Raw genomic sequence first — 21,739 nt, 5'->3', positions numbered from 1 at the left:
GGAGGGGCTTCAGCCCCGACGCTTCAACGGTACGGCGTCGGGGCTGAAGCCCCTCCCACGGTTGGTTTTCGAGCGGGCACGCCGCCCACGCATCAGGACGCCGGATGCGCTGCCGCGGCGCGCTGCCCACGCGCGCGCCGCACTAAGCTCGCCGCGCCATTGCTGAGATCGTCCAGGATCGCGTAGATGGTCGGCAGGAACAGCAGGCTGACCACGGTCGAGAACGCCAGGCCGCCGGCGATGGCGCGCGCCATCGGGTAGTAGGCCGGGCCGTCGCCGAACATCTGCGTGGTGGTCAGCGAGATCGGCACCATCGCCAGGATCGCCGTGCCCATGGTCATCATGATCGGCCGCAGGCGCTCGCGCGAGCCCTCGATCAGCGCCTCGGTGCGGCCCAGGCCGCGCCGGCGCAGGTTGTTGATGTGTTCGATCATCACGATGCCGTTGTTCACCACCACGCCCATCAGCACCAGGATGCCGATGAAGGCCATGATCCCGAAGCTGGTGCCGGTGATCCAGAACAGCCAGAACACGCCGAACACCGAGAACAGCACACCGCTCATGATCGCCACAGGAAACAGCAGCGATTCGAACATCGCGGCCATCACCACGTAGATCATCACCAGCGCGATCAGCAGGTTGAACAGCATCTGCCGGCTGGCCCGGTCGTCGTCCTGGCCTTCCACGCCATCGAAGCTGTAGCGGTAGCCGACCGGGAAGTCGACCGTCTTGAGCGTGTCCTCGATCGCCTGCTTGGCTTCCGGCGCGGTGACCTTGGCGCCGAGGTTGGCGGTGATGGTCAACGTGGTCTGGCGGTTGGTCCGGGCGATCTGGGTCGCGGCCGCGCGCGGACGCACATCGACCAGGCTCAGCAACGGCACGCTGCGCCCGTCCTGGGTACGCACGTTGAAGCTGTCCAGGTCCTCGGGGGAGGTCTGCTCGGCGCCGGCGAAGCGCACCCACACCGGCACCTCGTTGTCGCCCTGGCGGAACTCGCGCAGCGACGCCCCGCGCAGCGCCAGGCCGACGAAGCTGGCCACCTGTTCGGCGCTGAAGCCGAACGCGGCGGCGCGCTCGCGGTCCACCCGCACCGCCAGCTCGGTGCTGCGGTCGCCGCTGTCCACGCGCACGTCGCGCAATTCCTTGCGCCGTGCCAGCAGCGGCACCACGTCGTCGGCGAGTGCGCGCAGCGCCTCGGTGGAATCGCCGACCAGTTGCACCTGCACGGTCTGCCCGCCGCCGTTGCCGCCATCGCCGTCGTTGCTGTTGCCGACGTGGAAATCCACCAGCGCCGAGCGCGGCAGGTCCTTGCGGATGCGTTCCATCAGCGCCGGCAGGTCGCGGACCTGCTTCAGGTCCACGGTCAGGGTGGTGCTGCTGCCCTCCTCCTCGCTGAACCAGGAATACACCTGGGTCACGTGGTACTGCGCGCGCCGCGCGTCGATGAAGCGTTCCAGCCGGGTCACTTCCTCGGCCATCTGCTCGCGCGTGTAGGCGCCCTTCCACTGGTAGCCGATGAAGACCTGCTCGCCGCCGTCGCCGCCGAACATGTCCTGCTTGGTCTGCATCATCGGGATCACGCTCAGCGCGCTGATCAGCACGATCGCGCTGACGCTCCAGCCGCGATGCGCCAGCGACCAGGCCAGCACCCGCGCGTAGCGGCGCTGCAGGCGCGGGATCAGCCCGTGCGGGGCATGCACCAGCGCCGGGGTGCGCATGCGCGCCGACAGCATCGGGATCAGGCTCACCGCCACCAGCCACGACGCCAGCAGCGACACCGAGATGGTGATGGCGATCTGCGACATGAAGATGCTGATGTTGTTGGTCTCGCCGAACAGGTTCGGCAAGAACACGATGCAATGGCACAGGGTACCGGCCGACAGTGCGATGGCGACGTTGCGGGTGCCGACGATGGAGGCGCGCTGCGGCTGGTCGGGCATGCGCTCGCGCTCCTGGTAGATGCTCTCCACCACCACCACCGCGTTGTCCACCAGCATGCCGACCGCCAGCAGCAGGCCCATCATGGTCAGGATGTTGAGGGTGACCCCGGCGAAGTACATGAAGCCCAGGGTGATGGCGAAGCAGATCGGGATCGCCAGGGTCACCATCAGCGTCGACGGCCAGTGGCGCAGGAAGAAGAACAGCACCGTCACCGACAGCAGCAGGCCCACCGCGCCGGCTTCGGCCAGTTCCGCCAGCGACGCGGTCACCGCCTTGCCCTGGTTGTCGATGACCTTGATCTGCACGTCGCTCAGCGCCGGCTGCTTGCGGATCTGTTCGACCTCGGCCAGCACCGCGCGCGAGACCTCGACCAGGTTGGCGCTGCGCTCCTTGAACACGTCCAGGCCCACCGCCGGGCGCCCGTCCAGGCGCCGGCCGTAGCTCATCCGGGTCGGTTTCAGGCGCACGTCGGCGATGTCGCCCAGGCGCAGGCCCTTGGCGTCGATGACCAGGTCGCGCAACTCCTGCAGGTCGCGCAGTTCGCCGACCGGCTGCACCCGCAGGCGCTGGCCGTTGTCGTCGATCTGCCCGGCCGACAGCGAGAAGTTGAGCTTGCCCAGGCGCTCGCTCAGCGCATTGAGGCTGAGGTTGTGCGCACTGAGTCGGTCCGGGGCGATGGCGATCTCGACCTCGTTCGGCGGCGCCCCGGACACCGACACCTTGGCCACCCCGGGAATGCGTTCCAGGCGACGCTTGAACTCGCGGTCGAGCATGTCGTACGCGCCGGTCAGGTCGGCCGCGCCGGCCAGGCGCACCTTCAGCACCGGCTGGTCGCTGCTGGACCACTTGAACACGTTGTAGCGCCGCAGGTCCACCGGCAGATCGGCGCGGATCGCATCGATGCGTTCGCGCGCGTCGGAGGCGGCGATGGCGATGTCGCGGTCCCAGTCGGAGAACTCGATGAAGATGTTGGCGCCGTCGGCGGTGGCGGTCGAGCGCATGCGCTTGATCCCGGTCATCGTCGCCAGCGCCTCCTCGGTCGGCCGCACCAGGTTGCGCTCGACCTCGTCCGGGGTCGAGCCGGTGTACGGCAGCTGCACGAACAGGAACGGCGCGGAGATGTCCGGCAAGGCCTCCAGCGGCAGCCGGAAGGCGGCGATCAGCCCGACCACCACCAGCGATACGAAGCACATGATGGTGGTGACCGGACGGCGGATGCTGAACTCGGCGACGCTCATGCCGGTGCGCCCTCGCCGTTCTGCAGGCGCCGCTCGCCCTGCTCGCGTTGCCGCGCGCGCCGCCCGCGCTCGGCGTAGTACGCGTCGCTGCGGCGATCCAGGCGGTCGTAGACCACGGGGATCACCAGCAGGGTCAGCAGCGTGGACACCAGCAGCCCGCCGATCACGGTGATCGCCATCGGCGCGCGCACCTCGGCGCCCTCGCCGCTGGCCACCGCCAGCGGCAGGAAGCCGAACAGCGTGCACAGCGTGGTCATCACGATCGGCCGCAGCCGCGAGCGTGCGCCTTCGATCAGCGCCGCGCGCTTGGCCACGCCGTCCTCGCGCAACTGGTTGACCTTGTCGATCAGGATGATCGCGTTCTTGGTCACCAGGCCCACCAGCAGGATCAGGCCGATGAACACCACCACCGACACCGGCTTGCCGGTCAGCAGCAGCGCCAGCACCGCGCCGACCAGGGCCAGCGGAATGGTGAACAGGATGACGAACGGATGCAGCAGCGATTCGAACTGCGAGGCCATCACCAGGTACACCAGGAACACCGCCAGGCCGAACGCGAACAGCAGCGAGCGCGCCGACTGCGCCAGTTCCTCGCCCTGCCCGCCGATGTGCATGCCGACGCCGGCGCCGAGCGGATCGCGCGCCACCATCTCGCCCACCTCGCGCACCGCGCCGCCCAGGTCGATGTCGCGCAGGTTGGCCGAGACGATCGCCACGCGGATCTGGTCGGCGCGGTGGATCTCGCTGGGGCCGGTGGTGGCGACCACATCGGCGACTGCGTCCAGGGTCACCGGCCGGCTGCTGCCGGGATTGACGATCAGCCGGCGGATGCTGTCGACGCTGGCGCGGTCGCTCTGCTGCGCGCGCACCAGCACGTCGATCTTGCGGTCGCGGAAGCTGTAGCGGGTGGCGACGTCGCCGCGCACCTTCTTCACCACCACGTCGGCGATCTGCCGCGTGGTCAGCCCCAGCGCGCCGGCGCGCTCCTGGTCGAAGCGGATCTGGATTTCCGGGAAGCCTTCCTCCACCGTGGATTTGACGTCGGCGAAGTGGCCGTTGCCACGCAGCAGCGCCGCCAGCTTCTGCCCGGCGTGCTGGATGGTCGGCAGGTCCTGGCCACGCAGTTCGATTTCCAGCGGGGTGGAGAAACTGAACAGCTCGGGCCGGCTGAAACCGACCTGCACGCCCGGATGGTTGCGCATCGTCGCGCGCATGCGCTCGCTCTGCTGCGCCTCGAACTGCGCACTGCCGCCACCGGCCATGGCGATGGTCAATTTGCCGATGTTCTCGCCGCTCTCGGTGGGATTGGCGTCGAGCCGGGTGCCGCTGCCGCTGACCCCGTACAGCGCCTGCACACCAGCATCCTTGCCGTGCACCTGCTGCAGTTCGCGCACCAGTGCATCGGTCTGCCGCAGCGGCGTGCCGGCCGGCAGCTTCACGGTCATCTCGAAGCGGTCCTGCGCCAGCTGCGGGATCAGGTCGGCGCCCAGCAGCGGCGCCACCGCCAGGGTCGCGGCGAAGGCGAGCGCAGCCAGCCCCAGCACCCAACCCGGACGCGCCAGCGCGCCGGGCAGCAGCCGCAGGTAGCCGCGCTCGGCCAGCGCATACGGCGCCATCGCCAGGTCGCTGGCCTTGCGCATCACCGGCGCGACCACCGCCACCGCGCCGCGCCACAGCCGCACGCACAACCAGGCGACGCCGAAGAACACGCCGCGTGCCGCCGCGCCGGCACCGTGCCGGCTCCAGGCCAGCGGCTTCAGCCAGCCGCGCTGCGGCCGCCAGCGCGGCGCCGCCGGCTCCGCAGGGAACGCCAGCGGCGCACGCCCCTTGAGCGAGCTGAGCATCGGGATCAGGGTCATCGACACCACCAGCGAGATCGCGATGGCGATCGCCACGGTCAACGCCTGGTCGCGGAACAGTTGCCCGGCCACGCCCTCCACGAACACCAGCGGCAGGAACACCGCGATCGTGGTCAGGGTCGAGGCGACCACCGCCATGCCCACCTCGCGGGTGCCGACGATCGCCGCATCGAGCACGCTCAGCCCGCGCTCGCGCGCCTTGGCGATGCTTTCCAGCACCACGATCGAATCGTCCACCACCAGGCCGGTGGCCAGCGCCAGCCCACCCAGCGACATCACGTTGAGGCTCAGCCCGAGCTGGCCCATGAAGAAGAACGTGGTCACGATCGACACCGGCAGCGACAGGCCGATCACGAAGGTGCTCCAGCCGTCGCGCAGGAACAGGAAGATGATCAGGATCGCCAGCACGCCGCCGATCACCGCATCCTTCTTGACGTCGCCGATGGCGTGCTCGATGAAGCGCGACTGGTCTTCCAGCGTGGTCAGCTCGGCGTCGGCCGGAATCTGCGCCTTCAATTGCTCCAGGCGCTGGCGCAGCGCCGCGGCGGTGGCCACGGTGTTGGCGTCGCCTTCCTTGTAGATGGCCAGTTCCACCGCCTCCTTGCCGCCCAGGCGGATGATCGCCTCGCGTTCCTTGTAGCCCTGCCGCACCTGCGCCACGTCCTTGAGCCGGATCGGCATGCCGCCGGCGACTGTGGTGGTATTGCTGGACGTCGCGCTCTGCGCCGCCGACGCCGCCGCCAGCGCTGCTTCCGAGCCGGTAGAGGCCGCGATCGCGTACATCTGCTGCAAGGCGGCGTCGGCCGCGTTGCCGCCGGCGCCCTGCGTCGTGAGCAACAGGTTGCGGATCTCGTCCAGGTCGGCGAACTGATTGACCGTGCGCACCAGGTAGCGCTGCGTGCCCTGCTCCAGGCGACCGCCGGAGAGATTGACGTTCTCGTCCTTGAGCCGCGCGATCACCGTGTCGATCGGCATGTTGAGCTGCGCCAGCCGCTGCTGGTCGATGTCGACCTGGATCTCGTCCTCCAGGCCGCCGCCGACCTTGACCGCGGCCACGCCCGGCACCGGCTCCAGCTTCTTCTTCAGGTCCTCGTCGGCATAGCGGCGCAACTGGGTCAGCGCGCGCACCGCCTCGGCGTCGCTGTGCGCGGCGGTCTTGCTCGACAGCACCAGGCGCATGATCGGCTGGGTGGAGGGATTGAAGCGCAGCAGCACCGGCGCCTTGGCCTCCAGCGGCAGCGACAGCGCTTCCATCTTGTCGCGCACCTCCAGGCTGGCCTGGTCCATGTTGGTGCCCCAGGCGAACTCCAGCACCACATCGCTCTGCCCGGTGCGCGACACCGACTTGAGCTTGCGCAGGTTCTTGACCACGCCGACCGCTTCCTCCACCGGCTCGGTCACCAGCGTCTCGATCTCCGACGGTGCGGCACCGGCGTACTCGGTGCGCACGGTCAGAGTCGGATAGCTCAGGTCCGGCAGCAGATTGACCTTGAGCCCGTGCAACGCGATCGTGCCGAACAGCACCATGGTCAGCGTGATCATCGCGATGGTCACGCGGCGGCGGGTGGCGAATTCGACCAGGCCGCCGCCGTGCGCACCGGCAGGCGCAGGCGGTGCGTGCGCGTCGGAACCGGCGCCGTGCATCAGCGCGCTCCGTCGGCGCTGGCCGGCGCGGCGTCGGCCACTACACGCTGCGGCGCGATCACCTGCACGCGGCTGCCGTCGCGCAGCGCGACCTTGCCGGCGGTGACCACCTGGTCGCCGGCCTGCAGGCCCTGGCGGATCTCCACCCACGGGCCTTCGGCATAGCCCAGCGTGACCGGCACCCGCGCAACCTTGCCGGCGACCACGCGGAACACCGCCGGCTCGCCGTCGTCGAGCAGCGCCAGCCGCGGCACCACCAGCGCATCGGTGCGCTGGTCGTAATCGATGCGGATGCGGCCGAACATGCCCGGCTGCAACGCCTGCGCGCCCTCGTCGAAGGCGCAGACCACGCGGAAGGTGCCGCTGCCGGCATCCACCACCGGCGCGATGCGGTCGACCCGGCCGCGGAACTGCTTGCCCGGCAGCGCATCGGCCAGCAGCGTCACCGGCTGCCCGGCCTTGAGCGTGGCCAGTTCGCGCTCGGGCACGTTGAGCGTGGCTTCCAGGCGCGAGTCGTCGACGATGCGGAAGATCGGCGTGTTGATCTGCACGAAGTTGCCGGTCTTGATCGAGCGCGAGGCGATCACCCCGGAGATCGGCGCCGTCACCGTGGCGTAGGACAGCTCCAGCGCGGCCAGTTGGTGTTGCGCACGCACGTTGGCCAGGTCGTACTTGATCTGGTCGACGTCGGCGGCGCTGACCAGTTGCTGGCCGACCAGTTGCTGCGAGCGCCGGTAGTTGTTCTCCAGCTTGCGCAACTGCGCCTCGCTCTGCGCCAGCGCCAGCCGCGCGCGGTCCGGATCCAGCCGCACCAGCGGCTGCCCGGCGCGGACCTGCTGGCCTTCCTCGGCCAGCACCGCCAGGGCCACGCCGGCGGTCTTGGCCACCACCTGCGATTCGGCGCGCGCCTCCAGCGCCGCGGTGCCGCTGTAGCTGGCCGCCACCGCACGGCGGCTGGCCGCGGCCACTTCCACCGGCACCGCCTCCGGCGCCTTGTCGCCGTCGGCGGCCTTGGCCTGCGCCTCGGCGGCCGGCTTGCAGGCGCCGAGCAGCAGCGTGGTGGTGACCAGCAGCGCGGCAGCGCAGCTGGCGGTGCGGCGCGAGAGCGGTCGCGTCATCGTCGTGTCCCCGGTGGATGGCGTAAATGGTGTTGTAGATAAGTAGATCACCAATTGGCATCCTGTCGAATGCCCCAAAGGTCACGGGTCGCCCGCCGCGGCCAGTTTCGGAGCCGCGGAAGGTGAGGCTATACTCGGGCCGTTCCGTGTTCCCCCACGCCGGAACCCCAATCCGTCCTCCGGACCACGAAACCATGCGCACGCAGCCGCTAGCCGCTTGTTTTGCTCTGGCCGTACTCGTTTCTGTTGGGGCCGCCCCGGCCATGGCGCAGACCGCGCCGGCACCCGCCGCTCCCGCCGCCGCTACCGCGGCACCCGCCCCCATTCAGGGCAACGCCGCCAACGGCCGGGTGCTCACCTACACCTGCCAGGGCTGCCACGGCGTCACCGGCTACAAGAACGCCTATCCCAGCTACCGCATCCCCAAGATCGGTGGGCAATCGGCGCAGTACCTGACCCAGGCGCTGACCGAATACCGGCTCGGCAAGCGCAAGCATCCGACCATGCAGGCCCAGGCGGAAAGCTTCTCCGACCAGGAGATCGCCGACATCGCCGCTTTCCTGTCCACCCTCAAGTAGGCCTCCCATGCCGAACGCCGCGCACGCCTTGCGTCCCGCCCTCGTCCTGCTTGCCGCCCTGTGCCTGGGGGCCTGTTCGCAATCGCAGGTGGAATCCACCAGTAAATCCGCCGGCGACCCGGGCCACGCCAGCGGCGAGCACGGGTCCGGCTCCTCCGCCGGCCTGCCCGGCGGGCGCATCGACGCCGGCGACAAACTGGCCCACGCCAAGGGCAAAGCCACCGGGCAGAGCTGCATCGACTGCCACGGCGCCGACGGCAACGCGCCGATCGACCCGACCTATCCCAAGCTCGGCGGCCAGTACGGCGACTATCTCGCGCATGCGCTGCAGGCCTACCGCGGCGGTACACGCACGCATCCGCTGATGAGCCCGCAGGCGGCGCAACTGAGCGACCAGGACATCGCCGACCTGGCCGCCTACTTCGGCTCGCGCAGCAGCCAGTTGCGCGATTTGCACGGTGTGAACTGAGCGGGCGAGGCCTGAAGGGTCAGGCGCAGCGTCGGATGACGTGCACTGTCGCCTGCACCGCGCTGCGCCCAACGCGAACGACGCAAGGGCGCACGGCGTGACCCCGAGGCGCCACGGTCGACGCGTGGCCATCGCATCGCCGCTTTTACTCGCTGCGCGACCGCATTCCAGCCCTATCCATGCGTCCGGCATCACGTCTCATGGCGGCTCTTGATGCACACGAAAAGCATCTTGGCCGATGCTGCCGCGGGGAGCGTCTAGGCACACGCGTAGGAGCGGCTTCAGCCGCGACTGGGCTTTCCCGCAAATCCGTCGCGGCTGAAGCCGCTTCTACGACACAGCACGATGCGCGGCAGGTGATTGAAGGTGCCCTTTCGCCGCGACGCGTCCTCATCGCGAAGGCCCAAAGACAACCTGCTTCCGCCACAAGCACGCCGGATGCGCACGCCTTGTGGGAGCGGCTTCAGCCGCGACGGCTTTACCGGGGAGGCCCGTCGCGGCTGAAGCCGCCCCTACAGGAGCCGTTGCGGCGTTATTAGAGAGCTGCTCTGAAGCCGCTCCCACAGGGCAAGCTGCGTCCGGCTCACGTGTGCTGAAAGCAGGCGATTGGAGGCGCCCTCATGTTGTGCCAGGTGGGCACACCGCCACCGCCGCTCAGCGGCTGCCGTTGTCTTCCTGCAACTCACGCTTGAAAGGCACGTTCGGCGGCGGCCGCGCGCCGGCCGGCTGCTCGTTGAGATTGGGGTCGGTGATGCTGCAGCCACCGCCGACCTGCAGGATCGAGATCACGCAGGAAATGCTGCTGCCGGTGCCGGGAATCGGGATCTTCACCGACTTGATGCCGCGCCGCACCCACTCTTCCAGCAGCGTCGCGTTCGGCAGCCAGTACTTGTCGAACGAGGTCGGCGTGTAGTCGTACGGCGGACGCTTGAGCCACTCGCCGGCCTTTTCGATGCGCTCGCGCGTCCAGGTGTCGGTCTCGGAACCGGGCGCGCTGCGCGCCGGCGCCTGCTCGTTGCCGCGCCCCTCGGCCAGGCGCACGCTGCCGTCGGCATTGAACAGGCCACTGCCCTTGCTGGCGCCGGCCCCGGCATCGCCGGGGCGGTTGCGCGCGGCCGCGCCCCAGTCGTCGCCGCGCTGCGGCGTGGCCCAGCCGCCATCGCGGGCGACCGGCGCCGGACCGCTGCCCGCGGCCGTGGCCTGGCTGCCCGGTGGCGCGGTGCCGGCCACGGGCGCCGCCGACTTGGCGGTGGCGGTGGCGCTGGCGGTGGCGGCGACCGAGGCGGCGGCTGCCGGCTGCGCGGTCGGCGCAGTGGCCGGTGCCGCCTCCGGGCTGGCGACCGGGGCGGCGGCCGGCATCGGTGCAGGCGCACTCGCGGTAGCCGTATCGGTGCGCGGCGTCGGCACTTCGATCTGCCGCACCTGCGGCACCTCGGCACTGCGCAGCACCGGCGTGGGCGCCGGCGTGCGCAGCTGTGGCACCGGAATCTGCACCTGCGGCAGCGGTGCCGGCACCTCGCGTTCGCGCACCTGCACCTGCGGCGCGGCCGGGCGCGGCACCACGATGTCGCGCGGACGCAGTTGCGCCACGGTCGGCACGTCGGTGACCACCTCGACCTCGCGCACCGGCACCTGCACGTCGGGCGGCACGATCGCGCGCGGTGCCGGCACCGGCACGCGCACGCTCGGCGGCGGCGGCAACACGAAGTCGCGCGTGGGCGTGGGCGTCTCGGTCACCTGCAGCGGCTGCTCGGCCGGCGGCGGTGGCGCACTGGCCGTGGCTTGCGCGGGTGCTGGCGGAACGGGTGCCGGCGCTGCGGCCGCTGGCGGCGCAGGCGCAGCAGCGGCTGGCGGCGTCGGGTGCGGCCGCGCGGACACGGCGCGCTGCGCACGCGGCGGGGCCGGCGACGTCGCGGCGGCGGTCGCCTCGGCCGGCGCACCGCCGCCGCTCTCGGCAGGCGTGCCGCGGCCGACGAATTCCACCTGCACGCGTCCGGCCTGATCCGCGTCGGCGCGCGGCGGCAGCCAGCGCACGAACGCGACCCACAGCAGGAACACCGCGAACAGCAGATGCAGCAGCAGGCTGAGCAGCACGGCGATGCGCCGCCACCAGCGCTGGTCGTACGGCGCCGGATCCCAGTGCTGCCACCACAGGCGGCGGAACGCCTGCCACAGCGGCAGCGCCGGCAGGCGCAGGGTCGCAGGCGGCTGCGCCGGCGGCATCGCCGCGATCAGCTCGGGGGCCGCGAACGGCCGCGGCACGGCAGGTTGCGCCGCGATCCAGTGCGCCCACCCGTATGGCAGGCCGGTGCGGCGGTCGCGCAGCAGCTTGCGCGGCGTGCGCGCCAACAACACATCCAGGATGTCGGTGGCGCGCGTCACCGGCAGCGGGACGTCAGGCGGCCGAATCGCGCGGAATGTAGGGAGCGCTGCCGCTGTCGTGGTCGGTGGCGTCGCGCACCGCGGTCACCCCCGGCACGCGGCCCATCAGCGTCTTCTCGATGCCCTGCTTCAAGGTGACGTCGGCCATGCCGCAGCCGTGGCAGCCGCCGCCGAAGCGCAGCAACACCACGCCGTCGGCGGACACTTCCTGCACCGCCACGCGGCCGCCGTGCTGGGCCAGCTGCGGATTGACCTCGTTCTCCACCACCCAGCGCACCCGCTCCACCAGCGAGGCCGCCTCGCCCGGGGCCTCGCCCTTGATCTTGGGCGCCTTGATGGTGAGCTGCTGGCCGGTGCCCTGGGTGACGTAGTCGATTTCCGCGCCGTCGAGCCAGGCGACGCTGTCGGCGGCCACGTACAGGGTGAAGCCGGCGCAGTCGATCGCCCATTCGTCGCCGGCCAGGTCCGCCGGTTCGGCGAACTCCAGCCGCGCATCGGCGCGCGGGGTGCCGGCATCGACCGCGCTCAGGCGCACGCCCATGCCGGGCACGGCCTCGCGTTCGAGCAACTTGCGGAAATGGGCCTGTGCGTTGTCTGAGATCTGGATCATGCGGGTATTCTAGACCCTTCCACGCCCTGCGCTCATCGCAGGCGTTATGTTTGACCGGCCCCGCCCGTTCCGCCGCAGAGACCCCCATGAACGACCTGATCCCGCTCGTCCAGGCCCATTGCTCGCCCTGCAAGGGCAGCGAGTACAGACTGACCCAGGCGCGCCTGGCCGAACTGCTGCCGCAGGTGCCCGGCTGGGAGGTGATCGAGAACGGCAACGCGATCAGCCGCACCTTCCGCTTCCCCGACTATTACCGCACCCTGGCCTTCGTCAACGCGCTGGCCTGGATCGCGCACCGCGAGGACCACCATCCCGACCTGGGCGTGCACTACGACCGCGTGGTGGTGCGCTATTCCACCCACGACGTCGGCGGCCTCAGCGAGAACGACTTCATCTGCGCCGCCAAGGCCTCCGCCCTTCCGGAATGACCCCCATGACCGCTGTCGCCCGCCCCCTGATCCCCCTGTTCTCCCTCGCCTGCCTGAGCGCCGTGCTGCTCAGCGCCTGCGGCCAATCCCAGCAATCGCAGCAACACACCGTGACGCAGCCGCCGACCGAGGTCGCCGCGGTGAAGACGCCGCCGCCGGACTACCCGATCGACGTGGCCTGCGCCGGCATCGGCGGCAAGGTGGTGCTGAAGGTGGTGGTCGGCGTGCAGGGCACGCCGACCGACGTGGCCGTGGTCACCGGCAGCGGCCAGGCCAAGCTCGACGCCTCCGCGCAGGAGGCCGTGCGCGGCTGGACCTTCAAGCCGGCCACCCGCAATGGCCAGGCGGTGCCGTGGACCATCCAGGTGCCGGTCAACTTCAACCCGCCGCAGCCGCGCCCGGACCGGTGCTTCGCGCTGGACGCGCAGGCGCACAAGGCCGGCTGAGTTGGCGCCGCGCCCGCGCGGGCGCGGCACATCCCTTCACGCGACACCCGCACCGCGCCGGGTTTGATCGACGCCTCGTTCTCGGAGCCGCCGGCGCATGCTGGAGATCCCGCTGCACAATGTCCTGGTCGCGCTCGGCGTGACCCTGGCCGCCGGCCTGGCCACCGGCCTGGGCAGCGTGCTGGTGTTGTTCAGCAGGGGGCCCAATCCGCGCCTGCTCGCCTTCGGCCTGGCGTTCTCCGCCGGCGCGATGGTGTACGTGTCGCTGACCGAGATCCTCGGCAAGTCGATCGCCGCCTTCAGCGACGCCTTCGACCCGCGCCTGGGTCAGGCCTATGCCACCCTGGCGTTCCTGGCCGGCATGGTGCTGATCGTGACCATCGACCGGCTGGTGCCCAACCCGCACGAAAGCCTCAACAGCCGCGATCCGCTGTTCCGCGACGACAACCGCGCCTACGTCAAGCGCGTCGGCCTACTCACCGCGGTGGCGATCACCGCGCACAACTTCCCCGAGGGCCTGGCCACTTTCTTCGCGACGCTGGAAAGCCCGGCGGTGGGCATGCCGCTGGCGTTCGCCATCGCCGTGCACAACATCCCCGAAGGCATCGCCATCGCCGTGCCGGTGCATTACGCCACCGGGCGCAAGTCCTACGCCTTCGCCGCCAGCCTGCTGTCCGGCCTGGCCGAGCCGATCGGTGCGCTGATCGGCTATGTCGCACTGGCACGCTTCCTGTCCGATGCGGTATTCGGCGCGGTGTTCGGGCTGATCGCCGGGGTGATGGTGTTCCTCGCCCTGGACGAATTGCTGCCGGCGGCCAAGCGCTACGCGCAGGGGCACGAAACGGTGTACGGCCTGGTCGCGGGCATGGCCACGCTGGCGCTCAGCCTGGTGCTGTTCCGCCTGTCCGCACCGGTCTGAACGCACCGGCCGGCGCCGGCTGAACGCGCGCTCGCTGGCCCGTGCGACAGCGCCGCGCAGAAAGGTCGCAGACACCCAAGGCAGCGCATCCTGCGGCCACCTTCGCCCCGCTCCGATGAGGTGTCGCATGGATCTCCGTCCCCTGCCCCCGGCCAGGCTGGCCCTGTTCACCGCGCTGAGCGTGGTGGTGCTGGGCGCGTGCCAGCGACATGACGCGTCCGCCCCCGCGGCACAGGCCGATGCGCCTGCCGCGGCACCGGCGGCGGCGCCCTACGTGCCGCCGACCGCCGACCAGCTGTATCAACTGGTGGCGCCGATCGCGCTGTTCCCGGACAAGCTGCTGGCGCAGACCCTGGCCGCCTCGGTATACCCGGACCAGGTGGTGTCCGCGCAGGACTGGCTGCGCAACAACCGCACCCTGTCCGCCACCGATCGCCTGCAGGCGGCCGCGGCGCAGCCGTGGGATCCCAGCGTCAAGGCACTGACCGCCTTCCCCGACGTGGTCGACCAGTTGGCCAGCAACGGCGACTGGACCCGCGCGCTGGGCGATGCCTACGCCCACGATCCCAACCAGGTGCTGGATGCGGTGCAGGTGATGCGCCAGCGTGCGCAGGCGCAGGGCCACCTGCGCAGCACCCCGCAGCAGCGCGTGCAGGTGGTGCAGCGCAGCGTGGTCGAGCCGGCGCCGGCCTATGCCGACGCGGTGCCGCCGCCGACCCGCACCATCGTCATCGAACCGGCGCAGCCGGACGTGGTCTACGTGCCGCGCTACGATCCCGACGTGGTCTACGGCGCCCCGGTCAACGTCTACCGCGAGTACCGCTACCGTCCGCCGCGCCCCTACTACGACACCGGCGACCTGGTCACCGCCGGCCTCATTTCCTTCGGCGTCGGCGTGCTGGTCGGCGACGCCCTCGAGCACCACCACCACAGCGTGTTCGGCTGGCTGGAACCGGCGCCGCCGTGGCACAGCTGGGGCTGGAACAACTGGGGGGTGAACTGGGACGCGCCGCCGTCGGCGCCGAACTACGTGGTCTACCGCAACAGCGTGTACGCGCCGCGCACCACCATCATCAACAACCATTACGACAACCGCAGCTACGTGCACAACGACTACCGCGGCGCGCCAACGCCGGCGATGCCGATGGGCGGTCCGGGTGGGCAGCAGGCCTTCGCTGCCGCGCATGCGCCGGGCGCCGCGCTGACCGCCGCGGCGATGGCGGCGCGTGCTCCGGCGGCGGCGTTCGGCCCGGCACGCGCCCAGCCCGGCGCGATGCCGCAGACCATGCCGCACTTCACCAGCCAGATGCTGCAGGCCGGCCGCCCGGTGGCGGCGATGCCACCGCCGATGCAGCGCCCATCGGCTGCGGGCCTGCCGGCGGCCATGGCCGCCGCGCGCGATCCGCGCTTGCTGCCCGGCTTCGCCCAGCGTGCCGCCGCACCGCAACGCTCCCTGGCGATGGCCCAGCCGAATGCGCCGCGCACCGCCCCGTCGATGCCGGTGCCGCAGTTCCACGGCCGGCCGGTGCCGCAGGCGCTGACGCCGACACCGGTGACCCGCGAGGCATTCGCCAATCGCGGCGGCATGCCGGAAGCGCGCTACGCCGACGCGCCGCGGCGCGGCGACCCCGGCATGCAGCCGTCCGGCTTCGCCCGCGAGATGGCACGCACGCCACCGCCGCGCGAGGCGATGCCGGCCGACGCGCCGCGCGCCCAGGCCTGGCGTGCGCCGGCGCCCGAACGCCAGGCGCGCGCCCCGGAGATGCCGCGCGAGGCGATGCGCGCGCCGATGCCGGAACCGCGCCAGGAGCAGCGCGTGGCCCGGTTCTTCCCGCCGCCGCGCATGCCCGCGCCGCGGCCGGCCGACGCGCGGTCGGCACAACGGCCGACACCCGCCCACCACGACGGGCGCCACGACCACGATCATCACGAAAGCTGAGCGCAATGCGCGGGCGGCAGCGCTGCCGCCCCGCCCCCGGCGCGCGGGCCTCAGCCGAGGCGGTTCAGCGCCTCGGCCAGCTCGTCGGCCAGCGGCGCATTCAATAGATAAGGCGTCTTGCCGTCGTCGAGGCTGAACTCCAGCGACGCCGCATGCAGGAACAGGCGCTTGAGCCCGATCTGCTCGCGCAGGCGCTTGTTGACCGCCGGATCGCCGTACTTGTCGTCGCCGGCCACAGGATGTCCCAGGTGCTGCGCATGCACGCGGATCTGGTGGGTGCGGCCGGTCTCGATCCGTACCTCGCAATAGGAATGCCCGCCGCGCCGTTCCAGCACCCGGAAATGGCTCAGCGACGGCTTGCCTGCCGCGTTCACCTGCACGTGGCGCTCGCCGCCCTGGCGCAGGCCGATGTGCAGCGGCGCGTCCACGCTCATGGTGCCGTCGGGCATGCGCCCGACCAGCAGGGTCAGGTAGCGCTTGCTGATGCCGCGGCCCTGGACCCGGTCGTCCTCGCGCATCAGCGCCTGCAGCTCGGTCAGCGCCGAGCGCTTCTTGGCCACGATCAGCAGCCCGGAGGTGTCGCGATCGAGCCGGTGCACCAGCTCCAGCGACTGATTGGGACGCAGCGCACGCAGCGTCTCGATGGCACCGAAACTGATGCCGCTGCCGCCGTGACTGGCGACGCCCGAAGGTTTGTTCAGCGCCAGCAGCCGCGCGTCCTCGTAGACGATGGCCGCCTCCAGCCGGGCCATGAACGCGTCCGGCGGCGCGCTCTTCTCGCCCTCCTCGGCCAGCCGCACCGGCGGGATGCGCACCTCGTCGCCGGCCTCGAGCTTGCGCTCGGCCTTGGTGCGGCCGCCGTTGACCCGGACCTGGCCGCTGCGCATCAGCTTGTAGATCAGGCTGCGCGGCGCGCCCTTGAGCTGGCCGAGCAGGAAATTGTCTACGCGCTGCCCGGCCCTGTCTTCCGGGACCTTGAGAATGCGCACCGCGCTGGTCGCGACATCGCGCGGCTTCGGAGGGATCGGGGGGGAAGTCATCGGGCAGTTTATTCTGTTACACTCGGGGGGCGAGATAAGGGTTTGATTTCGTTGGAAGTTAGTTGAGGGCCAGAAGCCCGGCTTACGACGATTCCGGCACAGTGCGCGACCACCGCCCCCGGGGCGGCCATGTTAGCGGCTCACCGGCCTACCCGGCCATCGCCGGATGCCGCAAGCGTCCGCGCTGAACATGCCCCGCGTGGCGCCCAGCCTGGCTGGAGTCGCCGCCGGTCCTGAACCACCTAAAAGCAAGAAGCGCTCCCGCGGTTCGCCGTGGTGTCGTAGCGCTGGAAACCCAAGACGCCCACCCCGCGCCTGCGCGATGGGCGACGAAGCGTGACCAGAAGCGAAACCCCATGGCGTTCCGCGCGGTAGCAGCGCGAGGAACGCAACAATGAAGCGAATGCTGATCAACGCCACGCAGGCAGAAGAACTGCGTGTGGCCATCGTGGACGGCCAGACCCTGTACGACATCGACATCGAGCAGCCGTCCAAGGAACAGAAGAAGTCCAACATCTACAAGGGCCGCATCACCCGGCTCGAGCCCTCGCTGGAAGCGGCCTTCGTCGAATACGGCGGCGAGCGCCACGGCTTCCTGCCGCTGAAGGAAATCTCCCGCGATTACTTCCAGGCCGGCGTCGACCACAACAAGGCGACGATCCGCGAGCTGCTGCGCGAGGGCCAGGAAGTCGTGGTGCAGGTGGACAAGGAGGAGCGCGGCAACAAGGGCGCGGCCCTGACCACGTTCATCTCCCTGGCCGGCCGCTACATGGTGCTGATGCCGAACTCGCCCAGCGCCGGCGGCGTCTCGCGCCGCATCGAAGGCGAGGACCGCGCCGCGCTGAAGGAAGCGCTGGACAAGCTGAACATCCCCGACGACATGGGCGTGATCATCCGCACCGCCGGCGTCGGCCGCGATGCCGAAGAGCTGCAGTGGGACCTGGACTACCTGCTGCAGGTGTGGAAGTCGATCGCCGAGGCCGCCCTGGCCAAGCCGGCGCCGTTCCTGATCTACCAGGAATCGCGGCTGATCATCCGCGCCCTGCGCGACTACCTGCGCGCCGACATCGGCGAGATCCTGGTCGACACCGAGGAGATGTTCGGCGACGCCAAGGAGTTCATGCAGCAGGTGATGCCGCAGAGCCTGCGCAAGCTCAAGCACTACACCGACGACATCCCGCTGTTCAACCGCTTCCAGATCGAGTCGCAGATCGAGGCCGCCTACGAGCGCAGCGTGCGCCTGCCCTCCGGCGGCTCGATCGTGGTCGACCAGACCGAGGCGCTGACCGCGGTGGACGTCAACTCCTCGCGCGCCACCAAGGGTAGCGACATCGAGGACACCGCGTTCCAGACCAACCTGGAAGCGGCCGAAGAGGTCGCGCGCCAGCTGCGCCTGCGCGACCTCGGCGGCCTGGTGGTGATCGACTTCATCGACATGGCCTCCAACAAGCACCAGCGCGAGGTCGAGAACCGCCTGCAGAACGCGCTCAAGTACGACCGCGCGCGGGTGCAGATCGGCCGCATCTCGCGCTTCGGCCTGCTGGAGATGAGCCGCCAGCGCCTGCGTCCGTCGCTGGGCGAATCCAGCCAGATCGTCTGCCCGCGCTGCGACGGCCACGGCCGCATGCGCAGCGTCGAGTCGCTGTCGCTGTCGATCATCCGCGTCGCCGAAGAGCATGCGATGAAGGAGAACACCGGACAGGTGCTGGTGCAGGCCCCGGTGGAGATCGCCAACTACCTGCTCAACGAGAAGCGCCGCGCGCTCAGCGAGATCGAGAAGCGCCACGACGCGCCGATCGTGATCGTCGCCGACGAGCAGTTGCACACCCCGCACTACGAAGTGACCCGCCTGCGCGAGAACGAGCTGGGCGAGGAAAGCACCAAGCCCAGCTACCAGCGCGGCACCCCGCGCAAGCTGCCGGTGCACGCGCTGACCAAGGCGCAGTTGAACATTCCGGCGCCTGCGGTGACCAATGTGAAGCACTCGCAGCCGGCCCCGGTGCGCGAAGTGGCCGAGGAACCGGTGGCCGCGCCGGCACCGGCGCCGGTCGTCGCGCCCGCCCCGGTCGCACCGCCGGCCACCGGCGTGGTCGGCTGGCTGAAGCGCATCTTCGGCGCCGGCGACAACCCGGCACCGGCCCCGGCCGCCGCCGAGCCGGCGCAGCGCCAGCGCCCGCAGGACGGCAACCGCAACCGTCACGACCGTGGCGATCGCAACGACCGCAATGCGCGCCGCGACGGCAACCGCACCGGTGGCCAGGGCGGTAACGCCGCCCGCGGCAACGGCAACAACGGCGGCGGCAACGCGCGCCGCGACGAGCGCCGCGCCGGCAATGGCGCCGCCGCGTCGGCCGCGCAGCAGAACCCGCAGCCGAAGGCGCCGCGCAACGAGCAGGCCGCGCAGCAGGCCAAGCCGCAGCAGCCGCCGCAGACGCCCAAGCCGCCGAAGCAGCAGCAGCCGCAGAACCCGCCGCGCCAGCCCAAGCCGCAGCAGGAGCCGGCACAGGCCACCGTGCAGGGCGACAAGCCGCCGCGCCAGCCGCGTGCCGACGAGGCCGTCGCCAAGCCGCAGGCCGCGCCCGTGACGCCGGTGCAGGACGCCACCACCCTGGCCGCCGCCGCGGTCGCCGGTGGCGCGATCGCCGCGTCCCAGGAGCCGGCAGCGGCCGTCGAGACCGCCGCCGCCGCACCCGTGCAGCCGGCGCCGACCGCTACGGCAGCCGGCATCGACGAGCGTGAAAGCGCCGCGGAAACCGCGCAGGCCGTGCCCGCCGGCGAAGGCGCCGATGGCGAGGACGGCACCGGCGACGCCGGCGGCCGCCGCCGTCGCGGCCGTCGCGGTGGCCGCCGCCGCCGCCGTGGCAATGGCGAAGCCGGCGCTGCCGGCGATGCCAGCGGGCTGGACGATGCCGATCTGGATGCCGGCGACAGCGACGGCGAAAGCACGCCGGCGCCGAGCCGCAGCCAGCCGGAGTTCGACTTCGACGACGACGCTGCCGGCGACGACGCCCCGGCCAAGCCGCAGCCGCCCGTGCAGGAGAAGCGCGAGCCGCGCCGCGAGCGTCCGGCCGCCGCCAGCGCGCCGGCACCGGCCAGCGATGTCGTGCCGGCAGCTGCGCCGGTCGCTATCGACCCTGCGCCCGCGCACAGCGCCGCCGCGGCGGTGCAGCCGGCCGCTCCTGCCGACACCGTGACCGCCGCGCCTGCGCCGACCGCGCCGGTCGCCACCACCTCGGGCGCCAGCGATGCCGCCGCGGCCCACGCCGACACGGTAGTGGCTGCTGCGGCTCCGGCAGCCGTCGCCGAGACCACGCCGGTCGTGCAGGAGAGTGTCGCCAGCGACCACGCGGATGCGCCGACCGAGCGCGCAACGTCCGCCGTCGCGCCTGCCACGCCGCAGCCGCACGCGATCGGTACCGTCGTCGAGCAACCGACCGCCACCGCCGCCAAGGCGCCGGTCGCGGAAGCGGACGCCGCCGATACCACGGCCACGGTCGAGGATCCGGCGGGCGTGACCGCGCCGTCGGCGGCCACCGTCGCGCCGAGCGCGGCGCCGGAAGTCGCCGCCGCACCCAGCGCTCCCGCGGAGCCGCGTGCGCAGGAGGTAGCCCCGGTCAAGCCGGCTTACGCACCGGTGCAGACCACCCTGCTCGACGCCTTCGCCGACGCACCGGCACAAGCCCCGCACGGCGGCGAAGCGCCGGCCGCCACATCGACCGCGCCTGCATCGGTCACCCCGGCGAGCGACAGCAGCGCCGCGGTCGCCACGCCGGCCGCGCAGGAGCAGGTCGCAGCTGCAGACGAGGCGGACAAGAAGGAACGTGCCGCCACGGCCGCGCAGTCCGCAGCGCATGCGTCGCAGGCCGCGGACAAGGCGGACGGCGACGAGCACAAGGAGCGCGGCTGATCCACGCTGCGTCCGCTGCGGCATGAAAGAAGCGGCCTTCGGGCCGCTTTTTTCATGGGCGCGATGACGCGCTCCCCTTGAGGGCGCTCAGGACGATCGCGCTTGCGCCGACCAACGGCCACGCGGTGTCCCCGACGGCGGCTCGCGCGAGCGCCACTGCAGCGTCGGCACGGGACGCGCGCATGCAAGGGCACCTCTGAACCCGCTTCCGTCGCCATCGAGCCGGATGCCGCATGTCCCGTAGGAGCGGCTTCGGCCGCGACGGGTTTCCCGGTGACGCCCGTCGCGGTTGAAGCCGCTCCTACAGGACCATTACTAGCGGTGCCCTGCAGTCGATCAGCAGCCGCGAACGGATCCGTTCGATCGCGCCCACACAACGCAAAAGCGGCCCGAAGGCCGCTCTCGTGCAGACCCGGACACCCCGCGATTACAGCGGGTGCGCCGGATCCAGCAATCCGTACTGGGTGGCCAGCCGCGCCAGGGCGATGTTGTCCTGGATGCCGACCTTCTCGAACAGCCGCGCCTTGTGCGTGTTGACGGTCTTGGCGCTGAGGCTCAGGCGCTTGGCGATGTCCTCCTGGCGCAGGCCGCGGGTCAGCAGCAGCGCCACTTCCAGCTCGCGCGGGGACAGCGCGTCGAACGGCGAACCGCCGCCTTCCAGATTGGCCAATGCCAGGTTCTGCGCGATGTTGGCGCCGAGGTAGCGCTTGCCCATCGCCACGTCGCGCACCGCGCGCAGCAACTCTTGCGCATCGCCGGCCTTGCCGACGTAACCGGACGCACCGGCTTCCAGCAGGCGCTTGGGCAGCGGGCCGTCTTCCAGCACCGACACGATGATGACCTTGGTGCCGTGGTCGCCCTTGACGATGCGCTCGGTGACTTCCAGGCCGCTGACGCCGGGCATGTGCAGGTCGCACAGGACGATGTCCGGCTTCAGCTGCCGGATCTGCGGGAGGGCCGTTTCACCGCTGTCGGCCTCGCCGATGATCTCGATATCCGTTTGATTCGACAGGATCAGCCTCATGCCCGTTCGGACAAGAGCGTGATCATCGACCAGAAAAACCCTGATGGCCATCTCGTATAACCCCAACGCAGCGGATACCGCACGATCAGACTATCTGCGTGAATTATTCAGGGCAATACGATTTCGTAGACAAACAACGACGCTTCACGATGTGCTCATCCGCACCTCGCGAAACGTCATGCTGGCGTCATCAAAAC

The 21,739-nt window shown here is 70.9% G+C and carries 14 protein-coding genes; 7 read left to right on the top strand and 7 right to left on the bottom strand.

Going from position 1 to position 21,739, the window contains the following annotated elements; all coding sequences use genetic code 11:
* Positions 1–92: 92 nt before the first annotated feature.
* Genes AC1PME_RS09685 through AC1PME_RS09675 form a run of 3 tightly spaced genes read right to left on the bottom strand, consistent with a single transcriptional unit; the run spans position 93 to position 7,800 of the window.
* Positions 93–3,179, bottom strand: coding sequence for an efflux RND transporter permease subunit (locus AC1PME_RS09685; RefSeq protein WP_481097971.1), 3,087 nt, complete (start codon positions 3,177–3,179; stop codon positions 93–95).
* Positions 3,176–6,682, bottom strand: coding sequence for an efflux RND transporter permease subunit (locus AC1PME_RS09680; RefSeq protein ID WP_481097970.1), 3,507 nt, complete (start codon positions 6,680–6,682; stop codon positions 3,176–3,178). Before AC1PME_RS09680 ends, AC1PME_RS09685 begins: the two co-directional genes overlap by 4 nt.
* Entirely contained in the window at positions 6,682–7,800 is a 1,119-nt protein-coding gene (locus AC1PME_RS09675) for an efflux RND transporter periplasmic adaptor subunit (RefSeq protein ID WP_481097969.1), read from the bottom strand. Before AC1PME_RS09675 ends, AC1PME_RS09680 begins: the two co-directional genes overlap by 1 nt.
* A 194-nt stretch (positions 7,801–7,994) precedes the next feature.
* Between AC1PME_RS09675 and AC1PME_RS09670 the strand changes: the two genes are divergently transcribed.
* Positions 7,995–8,378, top strand: a complete 384-nt coding sequence (locus AC1PME_RS09670; RefSeq protein WP_481097968.1) for a c-type cytochrome — start codon at positions 7,995–7,997, stop codon at positions 8,376–8,378.
* Between the two features lie 7 nt (positions 8,379–8,385).
* The gene (locus tag AC1PME_RS09665) at positions 8,386–8,847 is read left to right on the top strand and encodes a c-type cytochrome (protein ID WP_017911097.1); all 462 of its coding nucleotides are present in this window, start codon (positions 8,386–8,388) and stop codon (positions 8,845–8,847) included.
* 654 nt (positions 8,848–9,501) lie between these two features.
* Here the strand turns inward: AC1PME_RS09665 and AC1PME_RS09660 are convergent.
* A complete protein-coding gene (locus AC1PME_RS09660) occupies positions 9,502–11,229 on the bottom strand; it encodes a hypothetical protein (protein ID WP_481097967.1) in 1,728 nt (575 codons plus the stop codon).
* A 13-nt stretch (positions 11,230–11,242) separates the two neighbouring features.
* Positions 11,243–11,839: an NfuA family Fe-S biogenesis protein gene (locus tag AC1PME_RS09655; RefSeq protein ID WP_019800223.1), complete on the bottom strand. Its 597-nt coding sequence runs from the start codon at positions 11,837–11,839 to the stop codon at positions 11,243–11,245.
* A gap of 86 nt (positions 11,840–11,925) precedes the next feature.
* Here AC1PME_RS09655 and AC1PME_RS09650 point away from each other — a divergent pair, with 86 nt between their 5' ends.
* From AC1PME_RS09650 to AC1PME_RS09635, 4 genes are all read left to right on the top strand, one after another.
* Complete coding sequence (locus AC1PME_RS09650; protein WP_254457853.1) at positions 11,926–12,267, top strand: 4a-hydroxytetrahydrobiopterin dehydratase; 342 nt, start codon at positions 11,926–11,928, stop codon at positions 12,265–12,267.
* Positions 12,268–12,272: 5 nt separating this feature from the next.
* Entirely contained in the window at positions 12,273–12,713 is a 441-nt protein-coding gene (locus tag AC1PME_RS09645) for an energy transducer TonB (protein ID WP_430543955.1), read from the top strand.
* A 97-nt stretch (positions 12,714–12,810) separates the two neighbouring features.
* Positions 12,811–13,632 carry a zinc transporter ZupT gene (gene zupT, locus AC1PME_RS09640; protein WP_481097966.1) on the top strand — a complete coding sequence of 274 codons (822 nt, stop codon included), beginning with the start codon at positions 12,811–12,813 and terminating at the stop codon, positions 13,630–13,632.
* A gap of 127 nt (positions 13,633–13,759) precedes the next feature.
* Positions 13,760–15,571 (top strand): DUF3300 domain-containing protein, encoded by a 1,812-nt coding sequence (locus AC1PME_RS09635; RefSeq protein ID WP_481097965.1) that lies wholly within the window; start codon positions 13,760–13,762, stop codon positions 15,569–15,571.
* A 50-nt stretch (positions 15,572–15,621) separates the two neighbouring features.
* Here AC1PME_RS09635 and AC1PME_RS09630 read toward each other — a convergent pair whose 3' ends face one another.
* Positions 15,622–16,611: an RluA family pseudouridine synthase gene (locus tag AC1PME_RS09630; RefSeq protein WP_048490262.1), complete on the bottom strand. Its 990-nt coding sequence runs from the start codon at positions 16,609–16,611 to the stop codon at positions 15,622–15,624.
* Between the two features lie 394 nt (positions 16,612–17,005).
* On the opposite strand from AC1PME_RS09630, the gene AC1PME_RS09625 reads away from it, so the two are divergent.
* The gene (locus tag AC1PME_RS09625) at positions 17,006–20,518 is read left to right on the top strand and encodes an Rne/Rng family ribonuclease (RefSeq protein WP_481097964.1); all 3,513 of its coding nucleotides are present in this window, start codon (positions 17,006–17,008) and stop codon (positions 20,516–20,518) included.
* Positions 20,519–20,945: 427 nt separating this feature from the next.
* Here the strand turns inward: AC1PME_RS09625 and AC1PME_RS09620 are convergent, their stop codons facing one another.
* Positions 20,946–21,593, bottom strand: a complete 648-nt coding sequence (locus AC1PME_RS09620) for a response regulator (RefSeq protein WP_481097963.1) — start codon at positions 21,591–21,593, stop codon at positions 20,946–20,948.
* Between the last annotated feature and the right edge of the window lie 146 nt (positions 21,594–21,739).

The sequence above is a fragment of the Xanthomonas sp. NCPPB 901 genome (assembly GCF_056725085.1).
This window is presented reverse-complemented; position numbering and strand designations above follow the sequence as displayed.